This window comes from Herbaspirillum sp. Sphag64 (assembly GCF_014192645.1).
GTDB lineage: Bacteria > Pseudomonadota > Gammaproteobacteria > Burkholderiales > Burkholderiaceae_D > Herbaspirillum.
On the sequence record NZ_JACHYE010000002.1, the window covers coordinates 82,785 to 103,299 of the forward strand.

At 52.4% G+C, this 20,515-nt stretch carries 19 protein-coding genes, 1 tRNA gene and 2 pseudogenes; 13 read left to right on the forward strand and 9 right to left on the reverse strand.

The genetic code is table 11. From position 1 onward, the window contains the following. Positions 1 to 14: 14 nt before the first annotated feature. From FHW66_RS05390 to FHW66_RS05400, 3 genes are all read right to left on the reverse strand, one after another. Positions 15 to 1,196 (reverse strand): S9 family peptidase, encoded by a 1,182-nt coding sequence (locus FHW66_RS05390; protein WP_183378746.1) that lies wholly within the window; start codon positions 1,194 to 1,196, stop codon positions 15 to 17. 80 nt (positions 1,197 to 1,276) lie between these two features. Beyond that, positions 1,277 to 2,179 carry a transporter gene (locus tag FHW66_RS05395; RefSeq protein WP_183378747.1) on the reverse strand — a complete coding sequence of 301 codons (903 nt, stop codon included), beginning with the start codon at positions 2,177 to 2,179 and terminating at the stop codon, positions 1,277 to 1,279. Positions 2,180 to 2,224: 45 nt separating this feature from the next. Beyond that, positions 2,225 to 2,464 carry a hypothetical protein gene (locus FHW66_RS05400; protein WP_183378748.1) on the reverse strand — a complete coding sequence of 80 codons (240 nt, stop codon included), beginning with the start codon at positions 2,462 to 2,464 and terminating at the stop codon, positions 2,225 to 2,227. 67 nt (positions 2,465 to 2,531) lie between these two features. On the opposite strand from FHW66_RS05400, the gene FHW66_RS05405 reads away from it, so the two are divergent. The 4 genes from FHW66_RS05405 to FHW66_RS05420 all read left to right on the forward strand — a co-directional run bounded on the left by FHW66_RS05405 (position 2,532) and on the right by FHW66_RS05420 (position 6,873). Further along, positions 2,532 to 3,458: a LysR family transcriptional regulator gene (locus FHW66_RS05405; protein WP_183378749.1), complete on the forward strand. Its 927-nt coding sequence runs from the start codon at positions 2,532 to 2,534 to the stop codon at positions 3,456 to 3,458. A gap of 183 nt (positions 3,459 to 3,641) precedes the next feature. Beyond that, the gene (gene htpG, locus FHW66_RS05410) at positions 3,642 to 5,567 is read left to right on the forward strand and encodes a molecular chaperone HtpG (protein ID WP_183378750.1); all 1,926 of its coding nucleotides are present in this window, start codon (positions 3,642 to 3,644) and stop codon (positions 5,565 to 5,567) included. 174 nt (positions 5,568 to 5,741) lie between these two features. Continuing rightward, positions 5,742 to 6,257: an FUSC family protein gene (locus tag FHW66_RS05415; RefSeq protein ID WP_183378751.1), complete on the forward strand. Its 516-nt coding sequence runs from the start codon at positions 5,742 to 5,744 to the stop codon at positions 6,255 to 6,257. Positions 6,258 to 6,261: 4 nt separating this feature from the next. After that, positions 6,262 to 6,873 carry a GNAT family N-acetyltransferase gene (locus FHW66_RS05420; RefSeq protein WP_183378752.1) on the forward strand — a complete coding sequence of 204 codons (612 nt, stop codon included), beginning with the start codon at positions 6,262 to 6,264 and terminating at the stop codon, positions 6,871 to 6,873. Positions 6,874 to 6,897: 24 nt separating this feature from the next. Here the strand turns inward: FHW66_RS05420 and FHW66_RS05425 are convergent, their stop codons facing one another. Together FHW66_RS05425 and FHW66_RS05430 are read right to left on the reverse strand one after the other, a co-directional pair. Next, positions 6,898 to 7,350 carry a glycine zipper 2TM domain-containing protein gene (locus FHW66_RS05425; protein WP_183378753.1) on the reverse strand — a complete coding sequence of 151 codons (453 nt, stop codon included), beginning with the start codon at positions 7,348 to 7,350 and terminating at the stop codon, positions 6,898 to 6,900. Positions 7,351 to 7,548: 198 nt separating this feature from the next. After that, the gene (locus FHW66_RS05430; RefSeq protein ID WP_183378754.1) at positions 7,549 to 8,298 is read right to left on the reverse strand and encodes an SDR family oxidoreductase; all 750 of its coding nucleotides are present in this window, start codon (positions 8,296 to 8,298) and stop codon (positions 7,549 to 7,551) included. Between the two features lie 269 nt (positions 8,299 to 8,567). Here FHW66_RS05430 and FHW66_RS21180 point away from each other — a divergent pair, with 269 nt between their 5' ends. The 8 genes from FHW66_RS21180 (at position 8,568) to FHW66_RS05465 (ending at position 15,053) form a co-directional block, all read left to right on the forward strand. After that, positions 8,568 to 8,894: an MCP four helix bundle domain-containing protein gene (locus FHW66_RS21180; protein ID WP_255458833.1), complete on the forward strand. Its 327-nt coding sequence runs from the start codon at positions 8,568 to 8,570 to the stop codon at positions 8,892 to 8,894. Between the two features lie 55 nt (positions 8,895 to 8,949). After that, positions 8,950 to 9,525, forward strand: coding sequence for a methyl-accepting chemotaxis protein (locus tag FHW66_RS21185; protein ID WP_370543515.1), 576 nt, complete (start codon positions 8,950 to 8,952; stop codon positions 9,523 to 9,525). Between the two features lie 154 nt (positions 9,526 to 9,679). Next, positions 9,680 to 10,183, forward strand: a complete 504-nt coding sequence (locus FHW66_RS05440) for a DNA-deoxyinosine glycosylase (RefSeq protein WP_183378755.1) — start codon at positions 9,680 to 9,682, stop codon at positions 10,181 to 10,183. Between the two features lie 113 nt (positions 10,184 to 10,296). Then, complete coding sequence (locus FHW66_RS05445) at positions 10,297 to 11,172, forward strand: S9 family peptidase (protein ID WP_183378756.1); 876 nt, start codon at positions 10,297 to 10,299, stop codon at positions 11,170 to 11,172. A 124-nt stretch (positions 11,173 to 11,296) separates the two neighbouring features. Continuing rightward, complete coding sequence (locus tag FHW66_RS05450) at positions 11,297 to 11,437, forward strand: hypothetical protein (protein WP_183378757.1); 141 nt, start codon at positions 11,297 to 11,299, stop codon at positions 11,435 to 11,437. 704 nt (positions 11,438 to 12,141) lie between these two features. Then, the gene (locus FHW66_RS21110; RefSeq protein ID WP_183378758.1) at positions 12,142 to 13,863 is read left to right on the forward strand and encodes a methyl-accepting chemotaxis protein; all 1,722 of its coding nucleotides are present in this window, start codon (positions 12,142 to 12,144) and stop codon (positions 13,861 to 13,863) included. A gap of 126 nt (positions 13,864 to 13,989) precedes the next feature. Next, the gene (locus tag FHW66_RS05460) at positions 13,990 to 14,853 is read left to right on the forward strand and encodes a spermidine synthase (RefSeq protein ID WP_183378759.1); all 864 of its coding nucleotides are present in this window, start codon (positions 13,990 to 13,992) and stop codon (positions 14,851 to 14,853) included. Positions 14,854 to 14,977: 124 nt separating this feature from the next. Then, positions 14,978 to 15,053, forward strand: a tRNA-Lys gene (locus FHW66_RS05465). A gap of 276 nt (positions 15,054 to 15,329) precedes the next feature. Here FHW66_RS05465 and FHW66_RS05470 read toward each other — a convergent pair. Next, positions 15,330 to 15,440: pseudogene (locus tag FHW66_RS05470) on the reverse strand (integrase core domain-containing protein); the annotation flags it as partial. Positions 15,441 to 15,497: 57 nt separating this feature from the next. Here FHW66_RS05470 and FHW66_RS05475 point away from each other — a divergent pair. Further along, the gene (locus tag FHW66_RS05475) at positions 15,498 to 17,312 is read left to right on the forward strand and encodes an ATP-dependent endonuclease (protein WP_183378760.1); all 1,815 of its coding nucleotides are present in this window, start codon (positions 15,498 to 15,500) and stop codon (positions 17,310 to 17,312) included. A 533-nt stretch (positions 17,313 to 17,845) separates the two neighbouring features. On the opposite strand, the gene FHW66_RS05480 is transcribed toward FHW66_RS05475, so the two are convergent. The 3 genes and pseudogenes from FHW66_RS05480 to FHW66_RS05490 all read right to left on the reverse strand — a co-directional run. Next, positions 17,846 to 18,445 (reverse strand): hypothetical protein, encoded by a 600-nt coding sequence (locus FHW66_RS05480; protein ID WP_183378761.1) that lies wholly within the window; start codon positions 18,443 to 18,445, stop codon positions 17,846 to 17,848. Between the two features lie 757 nt (positions 18,446 to 19,202). Continuing rightward, entirely contained in the window at positions 19,203 to 19,574 is a 372-nt protein-coding gene (locus FHW66_RS05485; protein ID WP_183378762.1) for a site-specific recombinase resolvase, read from the reverse strand. Further along, positions 19,571 to 20,449 (reverse strand): annotated as a pseudogene (locus FHW66_RS05490) (recombinase family protein); the annotation flags it as partial. The gene FHW66_RS05485 and the pseudogene FHW66_RS05490, both read right to left, overlap by 4 nt. Positions 20,450 to 20,515: the final 66 nt, after the last annotated feature.

Genomic DNA, 20,515 nt, shown 5'->3' on the forward strand with positions numbered 1-20,515 from the left:
TTTCTCTCGATCTGTCAGTGACTTTTGGTTGAAGGTTCGCTACCGGTATGTCCACCCAAGGCCTCAGCGACCCAATCGGCGATATACATGCCGGCGTTGGCTGAATTATCGAAACTTGAGTGCTGCACACCTCCCTCACGCTGGGTAAAAATTTTCAGTTCGCGTCGTGGGCTATTGGTCAGTTGTGCATAGGTGCGCTCGGCCCAATGCACAGGAATCTGGCTATCCTTTTCGCCGTGCGTGACCAGAAACGGCACCTTGATACGGTCGAGCACACCATCCAGATGCACCTGTTCGGCAATGCGCAGAAAGTCATCCATATCCTTGGCACCCCATACCCAGAAAACGTGTTCCCAGTAATGCGGTACCGGCAGATTGCCTTCGCGTGCCAGACGTTTTTTCTGGACATCACGCCAGTCGTGGTTGGCACCCCACACCACGCCGCAGGCAAACCGCGGCTCAAACGCCACTGCTCGTGGGCAGTAGTAACCGCCCAGCGAGACCCCTTCCATTCCGATCCGCTTGGGGTCTACATCGCGACGCTGTTCAAGCCAGTCAACAATACGGCTGGCCCAGTGCTCACTGTCATAACGCGCCGTCAGGCCGCGCAGACGCAATGCATCACCGGTCCCCGGCTGATCAACAATCAAGGAAGCTACCCCGCGCCGTGCCAGCCAGCCTGGCAGGCCAACCAGGTATTTCATTTCCTTGGTGGAATCGAGTCCATTGACCTGGACCAATACCGGAGCCGGTCCTGTGACTCCTTCTGCGGGTACGTACAGGGCACTCAAAAAGCTGTCGCCATAAGGAATCTGGACCTGCTCGCAACGCGCCCCAGACAGCGTGAGACCGCGCGCAAAGATCTCCTGAAAACGCTGGTACAGCGCGAGACGGCCCGGCGCATGGCGCCCCTGAAGCCGTTCACAGGTCAGCAGGTAATTGGCTGCCCGCAGATATTTCTCACCTGCTGAATAATGGCGCTGTGCCGCTTCATCCTCTGTGGCCAGATCACACAATTTCTCCGCCATGGTTTGCCAGGTGGCGCGAAAAGCCGCCGTACCGGCGGCATCGGGCTGGCGTGCGGCCTCTTGCAAAGGCGCGCACATCTCCTCAATCTCACCAATCCGGGCACCCATTTCTATGGAAAGGTCTACCGAAAGATTCCAGACGTAATTAGTAGGAAAATAACGAAACATAAAGTGATTCTCTTTGCTGTAAAAATTAATCGTGCTGCTGCCAACGCCGCGCACCCGCCGGTCAGCGATGGCGCCGTTGGTCAGAATTTGTAAAAGCCATTAATAAAGATCACATCTCCCTTGGCAGCATTACGGGCCACGACCTGACGCTGCCAGGCCGCGTAGGCACCATATTTTTCTGTTCCCCAACCAAACTGAGGCCCAATCACCAGTTCGCGTACGCGGTTACCTCCGTTGTAAGAAACACCGTTCTTGGTATCGTCCGTGAGCTGGTTGTGAAGGTAGCCTCCGAGACCTGCAAACCACTGCGGTCCAATGTGATAATTGAGCGCGTAGTCAGACTCGAACTCGACGCCGGAGCGATAGTTGGTTGCGTTATTTTTGGCGTTGTAGACCAGCTTGGCCAAGGCGCTCAACTCCCAGTCCGGCGCGAAGAACCAGGTCATCGCATAGTCCAGCTGCAGAGCGTAATAGTTGCGACCAATGTTGACGCTGCGATTCGCATCGTAAGCACCAGTGGGACTGATGGTCAGCAGCGACACCATCTGGTGGTAATTCTGTCCATGCCAGCCAATCGAGCCACCGACTTCAAGATCTCCGCCACCTTTGGCGCTACTGCTGCCATACAGAGAGGAGAGAGAGGACTCGACATAGGAACTGGATGTTTCAAACGCCGGTGTGCCGCCCAGAATATGAATATCGTCGAACACATGCAGATAACGCAGTGCATGTACTGCCACGCTCAGCGATGCACCCGGCAAGGCATTGTTACCCTTGCTATCGGTGATCTTGTAGGATTTGATCCACTCGTTGTAGGTCAACAGATAGTCACCAGGCTCCTGCAAGACGCCTGTCATAATGGTCTGCACTCCCACCGGAACTACCGACCCGCCACCCTCAGTGGCCTGTACCGCCGGTGCGAATGTTGCAGCTAATGTGGCAGCGACAGTGCCGGCCACGGCCCTTCCAAATGCGTGCTTCATGTTGTCTCCATGTTGTAGTTTTTGGATAACGCACGTTGTTGCACATTAGCAATCAGGCAAGCCGCTGCCACTGACTGGCAAAAGCGCTTCAGCCCAAGCCATTTCCTGAATGCAATAACCTCTTGCACCGGTCTCACCGGGCTGGTTTGCTGCCAGATGCATTGATGTCTCCAATGTGTCGTTGTTGTTCTGCTCTTGCGCCTGATTGGCGCAGTTATTTATGTGGATTCTTGAGCAGATGACGCAGTGTACGAAGCACAATCCATTTAGTAAAATTGCATCCATCAATACCATTCATCGATTTCATGAATGGGTTGATGTGCAATTTTTCTCAGAATCGGGAGAGCTCGACATGCGTTTAAACAAGCTGGACTTGAACTTGCTGGTCGCACTGGACGTGATGCTCTCCGAGGTCAGCGTGACTGCCGCTGCGGAGCGAATGCACATGAGCCAGTCGGCCATGAGCAATGCGCTGGGACGCTTGCGCGAGCACTTTGGCGACAAGTTGCTGGTCCAGGTGGGACGGCGTATGGAAATCACACCGCGTGGCTTGATGTTGCGCGAGGCAGTGCGCGACGTCTTGATGCGTATCGACACCAGCATCATGCAGCAGCCTGAATTTGATCCCGCCAGCGCCACACGGGAATTCAAAATTCTGGTTTCCGACTATTCACTCATGACCTTCATCCCCCACCTGATTACACTGGCAGCGCAGCAAAGCCCGGGTACCCGCTTCCACCTGCTGGCCCAGGTTGAGGGACCGGAGCACAAACTCGAGCATGGCGAAGCCGACATGGTGATCATCCCGGGCAATTACTGCAGCAAAGACCATCCGCAGGAGTTTCTCTGGCAAGAGGAATTTGTCTGCCTGATGTGGGATGGCAATCGCCTGGCGCAGGGAGCGCTGACGCTCAACGATTATCTCGCCGCAGGCCATATCCGCATGCAGCCCGCCATTACCACGCCCAGTATTGAATCAGCCTACTTAATGCGTGCCGGGATTGAACGGCGTATCGAAATTACGACCCATAACTTCCTTTCGGTGCCGGCCATGCTGATCGGTACCGAGCGCATCGCCACCGTGCACCGGCGTCTCGCGCATATGGTGCAGCGGATTATGCCCGTGGCAATCCAGCCGTTGCCGATCAACATTGCCCACATGGAGCAATGTGTGCAATGGCATAAATACCGCACCATGGACCCTGGTTTGATCTGGCTGCGGGACATGATGCAACAGGCGGTTAAACGCATGAATCATGATCTGCTGCCAGCGCCCTGAAAAATGCCGATGCGCGGGTTATTGAAATAACGTCTACCGCCCCAATAATGGCAAAATACGCCGCTAAATTGCTCACATTGAGCCCAAAACAACCCAGATAGCGTTATTCCAGTTGAATCAAGTAACGACAAGCAATTTCAGGTAATCAAAGCAGTCCTTTTTCCATTGATGAGGTAATTACACATGGCAACGTCCGAGACAACGTCCGAGAAACAAACCCTTGGCTTTCAGGCCGAAGTCAAACAGCTGCTACAGCTGATGATTCACTCCTTGTATTCCAACAAGGAAATTTTCCTGCGCGAGCTGATCTCCAACGCGTCTGACGCCTCCGACAAGCTGCGCTTTGAGGCCATCAACAATAGCGCCCTGTTCGAAAACGATCCGGAACTGAAGATCAAGGTCAGCTTCGACAAGGCTGCACGCACCATCACCATCTCCGATAACGGCATTGGCATGAGCCGTGATGAGGCCATCTCTCATCTGGGTACCATTGCCAAGTCGGGCACCAAGGAATTTTTCTCCAAACTGTCGGGCGACCAGCAAAAAGATGCGGCACTGATCGGTCAGTTCGGCGTCGGCTTCTACTCTGGCTTCATCATTGCTGACCGCATCACTGTGCATACCCGTCGCGCCGGCGCTCCCGCCAGCGAAGGCGTCAGCTGGGAATCCGAAGGTGCTGGCGAGTTCTCCATCGAAACCATCAATAAAGCCAATCGCGGTACGGACATCATCCTGCACCTGCGTGAAGGCGAAGACGAGTTCCTGTCGTCCTGGCAGCTCAAGACGATCATCCGCAAATACTCGGACCATATCTCCCTGCCAATCCTGATGCAAAAGGAAGAATGGGATGCCGAGAAGAATGAAACCGTGGTCAAGGACGAGCTGGAAACTGTCAATCAGGCCAGCGCATTGTGGACCCGCAGCAAGTCGGATATCACACCAGAGCAATACGAAGAGTTCTACAAGCATATTTCGCATGACTTTGGTGCGCCGCTGGCCTATACCCACAACCGCGTCGAAGGTCGTAGCGAATATACCCAGCTGCTGTACATCCCTACCCGCGCGCCGTTTGATATGTGGGATCGCAACAAGCGTGGTGGCATCAAGCTGTACGTCAAACGCGTGTTCATCATGGATGATGCCGAACAGCTGATGCCGGTCTACCTGCGTTTCGTCAAGGGCGTGATCGACTCGGCTGATCTGCCGCTGAACGTATCGCGTGAAATCCTGCAAGAGTCACGTGACGTCAAGGCCATCCGCGAAGGCTCAACCAAGCGCGTGCTGGGCTTGCTGGAAGAACTCGCCAACAGCGACGAACAGGCACAGAAAGACAAGTACGCCAGCTTCTGGGCCGAATTTGGTCAAGTGCTCAAGGAAGGTATCGGCGAAGATGCGGCCAACAAGGACCGTATTGCCAAGCTGCTGCGCTTTGCGTCGACCAGTCAGGATGGCGAAGCACAAACCGTCTCGTTCGCTGATTACATCGGCCGTATGAAGGAAGGTCAGGACAAGATTTATTACGTCACTGGTGAAACCTTCCATGCTGCAAAGAATAGCCCGCACCTTGAAATCTTCCGCAAGAAGGGTGTTGAAGTCCTGCTGCTGACAGATCGCGTCGACGAATGGATGCTGTCCTTCCTGACCGAATTCGATGGCAAGGAACTGGCATCGGTTGCCAAGGGCGGACTGGATCTGGGCAAGCTCGAGAACGAGGAAGAAAAGAAGCAGCACGAAGCGACTGAAACCGAGTTCAAGGACCTGGCCGAGAAGATGAAGACTGCACTGGCCGACAAGGCCAAGGAAGTGCGCGTGACGTTCCGCTTGACCGATTCGCCAGCCTGCCTGGTGGCCGACGAGAACGAACTCTCGGGCAATCTGGTGCGTATGCTCAAGGCGGCCGGTCAAAACGCACCAGACTCCAAACCGATCCTGGAAATCAACCCGGACCATCCGCTGGTGCAACGTCTGAAATACGAAGAAGCCAAGTTTAACGACTGGTCACACATCTTGTTCGATCAGGCACTGCTGGCAGAAGGTGGCGCGTTGGCGGACCCGTCCGGTTTCGTCAAACGCCTCAACGAGATGCTGCTCGGCATGGCATCGAGGTAATCAGCACTACATTGAAAGCCAGGCCCCTCGGGATCTGACCTGACAAACATGCAACGGCGACCATATGGTCGCCGTTGTTGCATTGGTCGCATTGGCGAGCATTTTCCGTTACATTTCATGACACATTTTGTATCATGCCCTGAACGAGCAATCTGGCTACCCTCACTGTCGACCATGGAACTGCCCACCCTGCCAACCATTACGCCGCGCAAAAATTCACTGGTTTATCTGGTCAAGATCCTGTCCGGATCACTGATTCTTTGGTTTGGCCTGCGCGCAATTGGCTTTACCTCGCCCTACTGGGCCATGATCTCGCTGATCATTGTGACTGAACCGGACATCACCCAGGCCAAAGCGAATTTTCGCGCACGTCTGATCAATACCCTTTCTGGCTGCGTAGTCGCCTGCGCGGCGCTAATCATTTTTGGCGCGACTTTCTGGGCCATGCTCATTGCGCTGACCGGTGCAGTCATCATCGCCATGCTGTGGCAAAACTATCCCAGCAACTGGCGTCTCGGCCCGGCTACCGTGGTGATTCTGATGTCAGCGGCGTTCAGTGGCGCCGGTCTGCATGAGGAACTCAATCTGGCGCTGCTAAGAGTGGTCGAAGTCATTGCCGGCAGCACCCTGGCCTTACTACAGACCGTGATTTACATTGGTCTGGTCAATCGCAGGCAGCGCCTTGGCTGAGCTCATGCTAGCCACCACAATCACACCGCTCAGAGGGCCGCGCGTGGTGTTACGTGCCTGGCGCAAGGAAGATCTGGCTGCTTGCGCAGCCATGAATGCCGATCCTGAAGTGATGCGTTATTTCCCGGCTCCGCTGACAAGCGCTGAAAATGACATCATGGTGCAACGTATCATTGCCCATTTTGCGCAACATGGATTTGGTTTGTGGGTACTGGAGATTCCCGGCGTGCTCCCGTTTGCAGGCTTCGTCGGCTTGCTGCAGGTCGGCTTTAATGCCCACTTCACACCTGCGGTGGAAGTCGGCTGGCGCCTGGTACGTTCGGCATGGGGAAATGGCTATGCAACAGAGGCTGCGCAATGCGCGCTACAGCACGCGTTCATGACGCTGCAACTCAAGGAAATTGTGTCATTGACGGTGCCTGCCAACAAGCGCTCACAGGCTGTGATGCAACGACTGGGGATGGTCAGCAGGGTTCTGGACACCTTTGAACACCCTAGACTACCTCACGGTCATCCCTTACGGGTACACCTGCTCTATCGATTGACTCGTGAAGACTGGCTGGCACAACGTTATGGTCGCGCCAGCCGTTACGTGACGATTCGCGATAACACCTGAACAACACTGTTCAGGCGGCAGCAATCAGTGTGTCACGCGAGTCACGCCGCCAGCTGTTAACAGTCGCACACGGTCACCGACGCGAAACATTTCATCCGCATCCTGCGTAATGGCACGCAATTCACCACTATCAAGGCGCACAGTAATTTCAAGACCAGGACGGTTGGCCCTGCTTGATTCGATCTGATTTCCGACGGCGCCACCGGCCAATGCACCGACGATACCGGCGGCCAATGCGCCATTGCCGCGACCAATCGTCGAACCTGCCGCAATACCACCCAATGCAGCCCCAGCAACGGTACCAACACCACTGGCACCCTTGTCGATGGTGACGTTGCGAACAGACTCGACCACAGCCATACGCACAGTTTGCTCACCCTGAGTCTGGCGTGCGCTATAGACATTCGAAGAGTTTGGGGTAACGGCACAGCCAGCGATACTCAGCGCTGCGGTGGCGATCAATAACAGTTTTTTCATACGAGAACTCCCAAGAAAATAGCCCACTTAGCGTGGGTAACAAGGCTGTTGAGAAGACGCAATAATTGACAATCTACCAGCCAACTTCGGCGCATAAACGGCCGCTATTTTAAAGGAGTGAAACTGTGGCGCTATCAAGAACTGTACAGATCGCATCGAGAATCGATCAGGTATTCATGGATACAATCCGCAGAGGAATTAGCGCCCACCGGAAACATCAATAAAGCTTCCTGTTGCATAGGAAGCTTCGTCAGAAAGCAGCCATAGAACAGCGTTAGCCACCTCCTGTGCCGTGCCACCGCGCTGCATTGGCACACCACTTTTGAGCCTCTCGACGCGGCCAGGCTCGCCGCCACTGGCATGAATATCGGTATGAATCAGTCCTGGACGCACAGCGTTCACACGTATTCCCTCTGCTGCCACTTCACGTGCCAGGCCGATGGTAAACGCATCAATTGCTCCCTTGGAAGCGGCGTAATCAACGTATTCGTTCGATCCACCGAGTTTGGCTGCCATCGATGAGAGATTCACGATCGCACCGCCCCTCCCGCCATGCCGGATCGACATCCGTTTTATCGCCTCTCTGGCACACAGAAAGCTACCCGTCACATTCGTCAGCAATACCCGATTGATGCGTTCCGCAGTCATTACCTCGACCCGTTGTTGCTGCTCCAGGATGCCCGCATTGTTGACCAGCGCAGTAACCGGCCCATACTCCCGGTCAACGGTCTCGAAGAGGTAATTGATATCAGCTTCCACGGCGACATCGGCACGCACGGCAATAGCCCTGCCTCCGGCTTGCTCAATGTCGCGTACGACGCCATCGGCAGCCTCACTGTTGCTCACATAGCTGATACAAACAGCGTAGCCATGCCGTGCAGCCGCGCGCGCAACTGCGGCACCAATACCACGACTACCTCCTGTGACGATAATGACTTTCCCCTGCATTAATCCACCTTTATCTGATTGTTCACGATTCAATGAGCAATAGCACAGCGAGAACGCCGGATGTTCAGAGCAATAGTGTAGCGCGGAGTACAGCGTCGATGCCAGCTACCCCGATTTCGGATGTGATCCCAGTCTGACTGGACTCACCCCAAAGATGAAGTTCGCCGCATAGGCCAAATTTGTCACATCTATTCGCGGGGAAACACAGACGCATTGCCAGCCATCAATCAGTGTTCTCCCAAAGGTCGCAAAACTTGTCGGAGTAAGCAATGAAATCAACCGATATCAACATCAGCACCAGACTAGGCTTCAGTTTTGGCACATTGATTCTCATCATGTGCATCATCGCAGGCATAGGTATCAGAAGCCTGTTGCGAGCCAGCGAAGCAACGGGAGAAATCGTCGGCGATCGCCAGGTCAAAGTCACACTTGCTACTGCCACAGCCGACCAGGTCAACATCTCCGCCCAAAACTTGAGGAACGCAATACTGGCACGCAATCAGCAGGAGCTCAATCTGTACCTCGACCACCTAGAGAAAAACACCGCTACTGTAGGCACCTTGCTGGCAAGGATAGAAAAGACGATCAATACATAAAGAGGACAATGCACAGCAAGCTAATACACTGGCGTTATCCGCATCCACGATTGCCATTGAGGGTGATAGCGTCGTCGGGCAAGTAGTAGAAGCGATGTGTGAAATCAACGAATCGTCACGCAAGATTGTCGACATCATCAGCGTCATTGACGGCATTGCCTTCCAGACCAACATTCTTGCATTGAATGCCGCTGTTGAGGCTGCTCGGGCCGGCGAGCAGGGGCGTGGCTTTGCAGTCGTCGCCTCCGAAGTACGCAGTCTGGCCCAGCGCAGTGCCGCCGCAGCCAAGGAGATCAAGGGACTGATTGATGCATCGGTGGAAAAGGTCGACAACGGCAGTCGACTGGTCGCTCAGGCCGGCACGACCATGGATGAGGTCGTCACCAGCGTCAAACGCGTCACCGACGTCGTAGCCGAAATCTCTGCAGCCAGCAAAGAGCAGAGTGACGGTCTGGAACAAATCAATCTGGCGGTCACCCAAATGGATGAGATGACGCAGCAAAATGCAGCACTAGTCGAACAAGCCGCGGCCGCCGCACAATCCTTGCGTCAGCAATCAAGTCATCTGATCAACACGGTCAGTGTCTTCAAGCTGGGGGCGATTCATGGTGAACTGGTTGGAGTTCATTAAGAGCGATGTTAACAATATCGATTTCGACTTTATTGTCTGTCCCAACGACAGACATGGCTTCGCACCGATAGCCTGTAACTTTTAATTTGCCATCTTCCTGATAGATAATCACGGACAGACTTTAACCGTCGGCATCTGTCCGCGCGATCATCACATGTCCTCCAAACAGAGTTTTCCACCTGTCGTCGATACCCACACCCACACGCTTATCCTTGGCAGCCTGCCGGGCGACAAATCCTTGCTGCAGCAGCAGTATTATGCCCATCCGCAAAATAAGTTTTGGAAATTGGTGGGCGATTCGATTGGAGTAGAACTAGCGACGCTGGATTATCCAGCGCGATTATCAACCTTACTGGTCCATCAAATAGGCTTGTGGGATGTGATTGCCAATGCACGACGTAGAGGCAGTCTCGACAGTGACATTCGAGAGCATACCCACAACGACCTGCCTGCGCTGATCGATACCCTGCCCGAACTGAAGACAATTGCATTCAATGGCGGCACTGCCGCCAGGATCGGGATGAAAACCTTGGGAGAGCGTGCCAGAGATTTCCGGATACTGCTACTGCCGTCAAGCAGCTCGGCATATGCGACGTTATCATTCGCCCAGAAACTCGACATGTGGCAACAACTAACAACAACTGGCAACAGCTGCTGACCTGAAGCCGGAAAGATGGACGCTACACGCCTTTTGCTTGCCCTTCACTGAAGGAGACATGCAGCCACAAAATGTGCTAATTTCGCTGTTCTTTTCCTCCTAAAATAACCGCCATGCGCTACCTGCTTTTACTACTCAGCCTGCTGTCATTGCACGTGCAAGCCGAGACTTATGCCACCGATCTGCACGAATCCGTCGCATCCATCGATGTGTCCGTGAAGGATATGTATGGTCGGGAAGCAAGTGGTAAAGTCACCATTACTCAATTCAAGCCGGATGGTGACGGGCCCTTCCCTATCATGATCCTCAACCATGGCCGCAGCGTCAGCAATCATGGTGAACCACCGCGCTTCCGCTATACCGCACAAGTCCGTTTTTTCACCAGTCGGGGGTTTGCGGTATTTGTACCAACCCGCATTGGCTACGGTGCCATGGGTACCAGTTTTGACCCGGAAACTAGCGGCAACTGCGTCTCCCCAGACTATGCCCCCATGGCTGAAGCCGCCAGCAAGGAAATTCTGGCAGTACTGGATTACGCCAAACAACAGCCCTACGTCGACCCGCACCGGGTACTTCTGGTCGGCCAGTCAGTCGGCGGCTACACCACCACCGCTGCGGCAGCCAAGAATCCAGATGGGTTAGTCGCTGCCATCAATTTTGCAGGTGGCTCCGGTGGGGATCCAGACAAACACCCCGGCATCCCCTGCCAGGGACAAAAGCTGGAAGAAATGTACAGCCATTTCGGTGCGACCACCAAGGTACCAATGCTGTGGATTTATACTCAAAATGATCGCTTCTTCAATCCTGATCACAGCCAAGCCTGGCACGCCGCTTTCGTCAAAGCGGGCGGCAATGCCGAGTACCATCTGATGCCAGCATTCAAAGAAAACGGTCATTTCCTGTTCGCCGGCGGCATCAATATCTGGTCGCCGGTCGTCGCTGAATTTCTGGGCAAGATGGGATTCCCTGCTGAACCACTGACGCATTAATTTTTTCGTGTCACGCTTCATGATCGGCATGTCGGCCGGCATTTTTTGGCCGGCTTGCTGGTCAGTACTGTGTTGACGAAATCCTGCCTGCAATGCACAGGCCCGATCAGCTAAACTTGCGAACATGCTCAAGAAAATTCTCTTCGTCCTCAAACTGGCACTGGTATTTGCTGCCATCGTTCTGTTCGCCAAGGCCATGGAGTTTCTGATTTTCAATGGCGGTTTTTCGGGCGCCTTCTACGACATTATTTTCTTCAGGAAATAAGATCCCGGTTCACACTTAGCAATACCGAAATGACATTAGCAAAACGCACCAAACTAGAACATTAAAGATACTGCCCATGATCTTTAATGGGGCAAGCACCCCATCAGTTTCCACAAGGAAACCACTCCTAATCCCCCGCGTCATCAAGTGTTGCGCCGACACCCCAAATTAGCGCCAGCACTTCCGTCATCGATAAAAACAGAGCTAAACTAAATGCACCAGGATGAAACATCCTGCACAAAAACAGAACAAGAACAGGAAAGTAATCGCCGTGATAACGCCAGTCATCTTTGTCGCCCAGTGCCACAGTAAAGGTACTGATGTCATTGAGGTAAAGCGCTCGAGAACGCATATCAACGAGAGTATTGACTTACAGAAAAACTTGTTCATTCCCCTCCACACCATAGCCTGAGAGAACCAGGAAAATGGTCATGCAACACTCCATCCTCTGCATGCTCTGCCCAGGTTTACCCTGTTTGCTTGCCACCGCCCTCAACTGGCTCGCCCGGTGCCACTCTCCTAAGACCCATGCTGACCGCAGACGCTCGCATTCCAGCGTTTTCCGCGACCAGCAATTGTTCCTGAATCGCTATCCATTGATGTTGTTAGAGAGCTGAGGTTACTTATCGAAGCTACTGATTGACTACTTTTTGGCTGCACATTGGCTGCTTATAAGCATGTATTGACCACAGGAGGGTAAAAACATGAAGTTGACGCTGAAGGCACGCTTGAGCGTGGTGGGACTCATTTTCATTTTATTGGCGGTAGGCGGCACCAGCATTGGCCTGTATGGGATGTACCGTTCAAATCAGGGCCTCAAAACGGTCTATGAAGACCGTACTGTGGCACTCGAACAGGTATCCCGAATCGACCGGCTCATGGTCAGAAACCGTCTCGCATTAGCCGAAGCCGTCCTCAATCCTAATGCTGACTGGCTCAAGTCAGAGATCGCTCTGATAGAAAAAAACGATGCTGAAATCAATCAGACCTGGGATGACTACATGGCGACCTATCTGACACCAGAGGAAAGTCAGATTGCACAAAAATTCACTATCGACAAAGCCAAACTGCTCAAGGAGTGGTTCATCCCGGCGGTAGATGCGTTAAAAAATGGCAAGTTCGATGTTGTCAACCGGCTGCAGCACCAAAGCGACTATCTGGTCAAGCCGACGACCGAAGAAATCTCTGCCTTGCGCCAGATTCAGGTCGACGTCGCCAAGGATGAATACGGTCTGGCAAGCAACCGCTACATCGTCATCAAAAATTGGCTGGTGGCTGGCATGATCATTGGCCTGAGCGCGGCATTGGCCATTGGTGCCCTGCTGATCCGCAATATCTATCGCGAACTCGGTGGCGAACCTGAATACGCAGCGCAGGTTGTACGCAGCATTGCCAACAGCGATCTGACCGTATCCGTGGTAACCCGCAACGACGACAACAGCAGCCTGCTGTTCTCCATGCGCCACATGCAAGAGAACTTGCTCAAGTCTGTCAAGGACATCCGTCTGGCCACAGAAACCATTGCGACCGCCTCCGTGCAAATTGCCAGTGGCAATCTGGATCTCTCTTCACGAACCGAGCAACAAGCCGGATCTTTAGAAGAAACAGCATCCGCCATGGAACAACTGACCGCTACCGTCAAACAGAACGCCGACCACGCCCGCGAAGCCAACACACTTGCCGAATCAGCTTCTGCCGTCGCCGTCGAGGGTGGCAGCGTCGTGGGCCAAGTGGTCAATACCATGGGTGCGATCAACGACTCCTCACGCAAAATCGTCGATATCATCAGTGTCATTGACGGTATAGCATTCCAGACCAATATCCTGGCACTGAACGCCGCAGTCGAAGCTGCCCGTGCTGGCGAACAGGGCCGAGGATTTGCGGTAGTCGCCACCGAGGTGCGCAATCTGGCGCAGCGCAGCGCCGGTGCGGCCAAAGAGATCAAGAGTCTGATTCATGCCTCGGTAGAAACCGTCGAGAACGGTACCCGACTGGTAGAACAAGCCGGTAGTACCATGCAAGAAGTGGTTGAACGAGTCAAACGTGTCACGGAGGTGATGTCCGAAATGACCTCGGCCAATCGTGAACAAAGCGAAGGCATTGAACAGATCAACCTGGCCATTACCCAGATGGATGAGGTGACCCAGCAAAATGCTGCTCTAGTGGAAGAAGCCGCCGCCGCTGCCCAATCGCTACAGGATCAGGCTGGCCGACTGAACCAGATCGTCAGAATCTTCAAGCTCAGCGCTAACGATCTGTTACCGCCGCCAGAAAGTCAGCCAGGTTCCTATGCCTTCAGTTCGCAAGGGATCGCACGCCCAGCAACGCATCTTTCAAGCTTGCCAGGCCGAGCCGCCTCACGATCAGCGCCGGGTGAGCTGGCTAACCCCGAGTTGAGCACAAGGCTAGAAACAACAGACGTCTAAGCAACAATACCAGGTACATCAGACAACATGACAACGCAACTCCGGCCCAACAGCCGGAGCTGCATTAGCTGCGCCGGACCATGCCGCGGCAAGGTATCATTCGGCAATTCGAATTCAGGCACCGTCATGTTGATCAAAAGAAAATCCATTGAGGCGCAAGCCAATACCAAGGCTGGCCCCGGCCCCAGCGCAGCCAAGGAAAAGTCGAAACCAAAAACAGGCGCAAGCACCGGCACCACCCGCAAGCCCAAATTTGCGCCGGTGACCCTGTCCGAGCAGGATGGCGTGCGCTTCCTGCATTTTGGGACGGAATGGGTACAAGGCGCGATGCGTATCCGTAAGCCGGACTGGATTGAACTCGAATATGCGCAGCAAATGATGAGCTGGATGCTCTTCAACGATCAGCCTGCCAGCATTGTGCAACTCGGCCTCGGCACGGGCGCATTGACCAAGTTCGGCTACCGTCAATTCCCGCAGGCACAAGTCACGGCGGTGGAGCTGAATCCTTCCGTGATTGCCATCTGCAACAGCATGTTCAAGCTACCGCCAGAAGATGCACGTCTGAACATTCTCGAAATGGATGCTAACGACTTCATTCATGACCCCAAACGTATCAGCACCATCGATGCGCTACAGGTTGACCTCTACGACGCGACAGCGCGCGGCCCGGTACTGGATACCCCGGAGTTTTATGCCGCCTGTCGCGACAGTCTCAGCGAGCATGGCGTGATGACGGTCAACCTGTTTGGCGACCATCCAAGCTATGCCAAAAACCTCAAGGCAATGCGCTATGCCTTCGACCAGGTGATTTCGCTGCCTGAAGTCCACGATGGCAACGTCGTCGCCATTGCTTTCAAAAACGCCGTTGCGCCAGACTTCCCGGCGCTCTATGAGCGCGCAGCAGCAATTACGGCAGCAACCAAATTACCCGCCAAATCGTGGGTGAACGGGATCAAGAGCAATTTTCAGGATGAGAGCAAGAAAAAGTAACCCCCGCAAAGTGCTGTGACGAGTGGCTGCGATGCGGGAAGACAATAATTTATGACAAAAGTATTAAAAAACACTTGCACAGCTAAAAACCTCATCCTATAATGCGTGCTCTCTCAAACAGAGAGGGGCGTTAGCTCAGTTGGTAGAGCAGCGGACTCTTAATCCGTAGGTCGAGTGTTCGAGCCACTCACGCCCCACCAGAACTCGAAATCCCAACCACCTGTGGTTGGGATTTTTTTTGCCCGTAGCGCCAGTCCTGGCGGGACATCCCGGATTGTTCTCTTGAACATGACTAGTCGACATGACTCAGTTTTGAGACGAATTATGGCGTTTCCCTCTCTCCGTTCTCTGTTTTTCTCTTGTACACTCAGCAACAAAATCAGCCATTCGAGCTGACTCACGAGCTGCCAGTTTGTTTTAACAACTGCCCAGGGACATGCAACCCAATCCCAAACTGAGCCAGACCACCTTACTCCTCACTCTTCAGGGGTGGCCGCATCGGCCGGGATGACGCACTGGCGGGCGAATTCCGTAGGTGTCATCCATTGCAATGCGGAGTGAGGGCGAGCCTCGTTATAGTACTCGCGCAGGGATGGTTCATAATGTCGCTGGGGATTAGTCAAAATCAATAATAAGGGGACGGCATGCAGCTCATTAAGGTCAAGATAAGAAACTTCCGGTCCATTGAGGATTTATCTTTGAGTTTCGACAGTCTGGCAGTGGTGTGCGGCCCGAATAGTTGCGGCAAATCGAACGTGATGCGGGCCATTCAGTTTGCATTGCAGGAAACGATTAGTACGTCTGATATCGCCCAAAACATTACTCAATGGAGGACTGGGGCACGCACTTCGATCTCTATTGAGCTGACGTTTTCGCAGTGTGATCCTATCTTGGCTGCGCTTGCAGAAGCGGATGGAACCTTGAAGTGCGTTTTCAAGTACCTACGTAGTGGAACAACCACAAGACAAATAGGAACTTCTTCTACCCCACAGGACTTTGCACTCCTAAGGAGTAGATTCCAGATCATGTATGTCCCTCCAATTCGTGATCTCAATGCTGGCGGCCTTGAACCTTTTAGAAGGTTACTGAAAGAAGCGCTTCTTCGAATAAAAGGTGCGGGGAACGTTAATGGACTACGCACACAAGCTGAAGACTTCTTTAAACGCAAAGCCCGTTTGGTGCTATCAAACAGTTCCGTCGGTGTATCCAAATTGCTCAGTGATTCTACGATTGAGCTAGATTTCTCCAGCATGGAAATAGATGCACTGGCGTCCCAGATATCCCTTAAGGTGAAACGTGCGAATGTCCAAATACCCCTCAGTTCTGTGGGAACCGGGCATCAGAGCACAGTGATCATGGACCTTTTCAAACAGCTCGGGAGCACCTATGAAGGTAGCCTTTTGTTTATGTTCGAAGAGCCGGACAATCATTTGCATCCATCAACGATTCGTTGTGTAGCCGACGATTTCATTGAGTTGAGTCAGCAACATCAAGTACTCCTTAGTACCCATTCACCATATCTTTTGAACCATTTTGAACTGACTAAGTTGAAACGCCTCGGAATCAAAAGTAATGCTACGACCTACTTTCCTCTTGATAACCTCTTAGCGAAGTACCCACCGAAGACACTCCATTACATCACCGAAACCTACGGACTGAAATGTATTGAACCATTGCTATCTAAACTAGTGATCGTGGTCGAAGGTGCCACGGATCGGACAGTCTTACAAACGTTATATGAGTTGCGCCAAGGAATGACAATTGACGCGGCCGATATTCTCATTATCACGGCAGGCGGAAAAGATCGGGTAGCTCAGTTCTGTGAGATTCTCAATTTGATGAAGGTGGAATGGCGTGCCGTCTTTGATTGGGACTCGGTGTTCTCAAGCGCGGTCCCACATTTCTTGCCGTTGACCCCCATAGAAAAGCCAGACCTGTTAGCAGCGGCCCAGCTTCTGCTATCAAAACTTGAAGTTGATAGGAAGCGTGGGAAAGTAGCGGCGAAAGCTGTCCACGCGTTCATTGATGAATTAAATGCAGCAGCACCCTTGATGGCTCAATTCGATGGTTCAGCAGTCGAAAACCTGATTACTTCATCGGGGGGATTAACTGTTGCGGAACGTACTGCATTGAAGAAAGCGTTGAAACAAGGTGCCGTGAAAACCTATCGGACACTTCTACAAAAGGCAAATTGCTGGATTTGGCCTGACGATTTGGAAGCTGAGTTATTAAGAAATGCGAACTCGCAGGATATAGTGGAGGCGGAGTTAATAGCGCTGGGTGCTATCAACGCTCCTTTTCCAGCTGCGACTCGACAGCGAGCCTTAGATAACAAGTTACACGGAATGGCAAACGAGCCAGATCGACTCGCGGCTATCATCACAAAGCTCCAAGAACAAAACGCATTTGCAAGAAGTGGAATGAATGCATGCTTCAAAATGCTGTTTGCCGAAACGTGAGCAAGAATGAGCCCCCGTCAACGCAATCTGGAATCTGGAATCTGGTAGGATCGTACTCCAAGCTGTTACACAACTATGCTCCACAGGGTTCAGTAACCCTAACGTAACTCATTGATTTTTAAAGACCTCGTGGTCCCCGGTTCGATTCCCGCCGGCTCCACCAAAACACGGTAGTACGAAAGACCATCAAAGACCACGTAAGACATTGATACTAAATGTTTTTTCGTGGTCTTTTTTGTTTGTAGGGGTGCTCTTTAATTGTCTCTGACTTAGCACGTATTTAGCACGCAAAAGCTAGGGATCCCCACTTCAAGAACTATTACAACAGCAATTTATGCAAGATGTTCTTGAAGAGAGTAATGCTAAACAGCTATTGGTTGATTGGCTTAAATCGCAATTCAATGTAAAACTTTCGCTAAAAAACAAAGCAGAACCTAGCGATAAATAATTTAGCTAACTCTAATTTATAACAATAGTCTTTTTGAATACTGGCTCGAGGACTTGCTCCCTGATTACGAATTGTAAGTGCAAGTCTAATCGGCGAGCGAAGCCCTTACTTCAGCGATGAACTCTTCAGCCAGTAATACTTGGTACTGTCCCTGAAATTTTATCGCTGCAGTCTTGATCATAGAAATTGGAATTGCCTTTTCTGACCACCACCACGTAGGTGACTTAGCAACAAGTCTTCCAGTATGCAATGACTCGATTGTTTCAAGCATTTCCTCATCACTGTACACGCCTAATGGGAAATGAGCCGTAACGTCCATTGCTAGGAGCTGAATAGGGTCATATGAGTCAATGACTCTCTTAACTCTATATTCTCCCCAAAGAGCATCGGGGATGTCGATTTCCAGCCTAACTTCCGTGTGGTCTACACAAAAATAGCCCCCATTGCCATCTGGATCCAAAGCGAAGTTGGCCGGTGCATTCTTCAGTAGATATTGAAACTCTTGGTCGCTGACTTTTCTTCCGTCTGGAAGACCATGCCCATCTGGTTGGTCCGACGTTGTAAGCGAAACTCCGGATCGTGCGGACAGCTCTTTTTCAAACGCGGGCAGTCTGCCCAATTGAATTTCGCTTGTTCTGACGATTTCTCGTGCACCGACAGCAGTTGTAAAATGATAGAAAATCAAAACAGTATGCAAAAGCTTGTGTATGTGCGCTTAGATTATAGCAACTGAAAATATTTTCCACCAATACGAAAACTTACACTCGAAAAATAGCTGGAATACAACATTGAAATACGGGTGGATTAGTTGAATGGCCAGCGATACACGAAACAAAAAAGGACTTGTGCCTTATCGATAACAAGTCCTTTTAAATATTAGCGCTAGCTACAGAGCTTGAACTATCCCCTAGTGACAAGTCAGACGAGCATGTGTAAAGCCTGCCGCACAGTGAAATTGCTCCATTTTCAGCCTCGACAGGCCGGCAGTAGTTGGCACTGGGCATGCCAGGAGAACGATATTTTTCGTCGCAAAAGCTGACTACCGTATAAGTGCTCATGACCAGCTAAGATAGATTCAATCAGTTCAGGGGCCAACTGTGCCAATCTGGCTATTCTGCTGGCCCTACCCAGATCAAGACCCTCAGCAGCCGCGATCTCGGTCACCGACTTGACAGCTCCATCATGCAGTAAGCGTTGCCAGTAATGTGAGAGACCTACTGCTCTTAGGATCCGGCTAACATCACTATACTCGTCAAGATGTCGCGTTCGTTTCACCTTACCTGCCAAATCCTGTGTTGGATCCAACGGCGTAATAACCGCCCTCTTCACCTCTCGTCGCACCAGCATCCATGGCATAAATGTCTCAATCTGCACTCCGCCTGCTGGCAGTGGTATCTCATACGCCATAGCTTTACCTGTAATTTTCCCTCGATGCTTAAAACTCATACATCTTCCTCAAAGCTGGCAATAAGCTGTCGCTGGACATGCCAGTCGACCTTCAGCCAACACCGCTGAAACCACGTCAACGTCAAGCTCCGTGGCTGTTCCCCTGTCATGAATTGCTCAATAATATCGGGAGCAAGTAAAGTCAAACGCAGGAGTTCGCAAACCACGGTGTGGTGCAGATTCTCGGCTCTGGCAATTGCCCGAGCGCTCGGCATGACGCCTGTATCAAGCAAATACTGCCAATAAAAAGCACGGCCTACGCCGGTTAGCAACGTAGCGTCATGAACACGGTTGTCGGCATTCACGTGTTTTATGCCTCGACGACGCAACGTCAGTGGCACAAAGCTTGGCATATCCTTGCTAATCATTTATCGACCTCCAGCAGTTCGGCACCGATACTGCCAGAAGAGAATTCCGCGATCAGTGTATTCCAGCCCAGCTCACGCCATTTCACCTTGATCCCCTGGATCTCTCCAAGATGAACCAGATCAATACGCTCAATCATCAGGTTCACGATGCGATGGCGCTCTACCTGGAACAATTGATCCCAGACATTGTTGAGTCGGCCCATTGCAAGCACGATCGTCGCCTCATCGACTTGTGCGCCGTTGCGCTGGATATGGCTCACTACTGCTGCAACCGCTTCTGGGCTTGTAAGAACTGAACGGATCTGGGCAACAACTGCAGCTTCTATCTCTGGCGCAGGAAGACGCTGGTGACTCTTACCAGCGGCACCGAACCTCGCCTCCGATTTTGATACGTAGTAGTAATACTTGCGTGTGTTCTTGTCACTGCTCTTGCGCGAGTAGGTCGAATACATCCGTTCCCCTGAGGGCGTGTATAGCAGGCCGCGCAGTAGCGCATCAGAGCGTGACCGGATTTTGGTTTCTACTGACCGCGCATGGCCATCGATGGATATTAACGTCTCAACCCGGCTCCATAACTCCGGGTCGATGATGGCCTGATGTACTCCCGGGTACCAGGTACCCTTATGCGGCATTTCACCCAGGTAGACACGGTTACATAACAGCTTCTGCACATACCTCGTGCTGATACGTCGGCCCGGGCGAACTTGCCCCTCTTGCGTGGTCCAGGCCTTGGTGGTGATCCCCTCTTCCGTGAGCCTGTTGGCAATCTTGGTCGGCGAACTAACCGTCAGCATGTCCTCAAAGACACGCCTTACCAATGCAGCTTCAGCCTCGTTGACGACCAGCAGGCGCTTGGCGACGTCATAGCCTAGAGGTGTCCGCGAAGAATTACGCGATCTCACCGGCACAGCCACCGCAGAGGACAGACGAGATGCTATCGG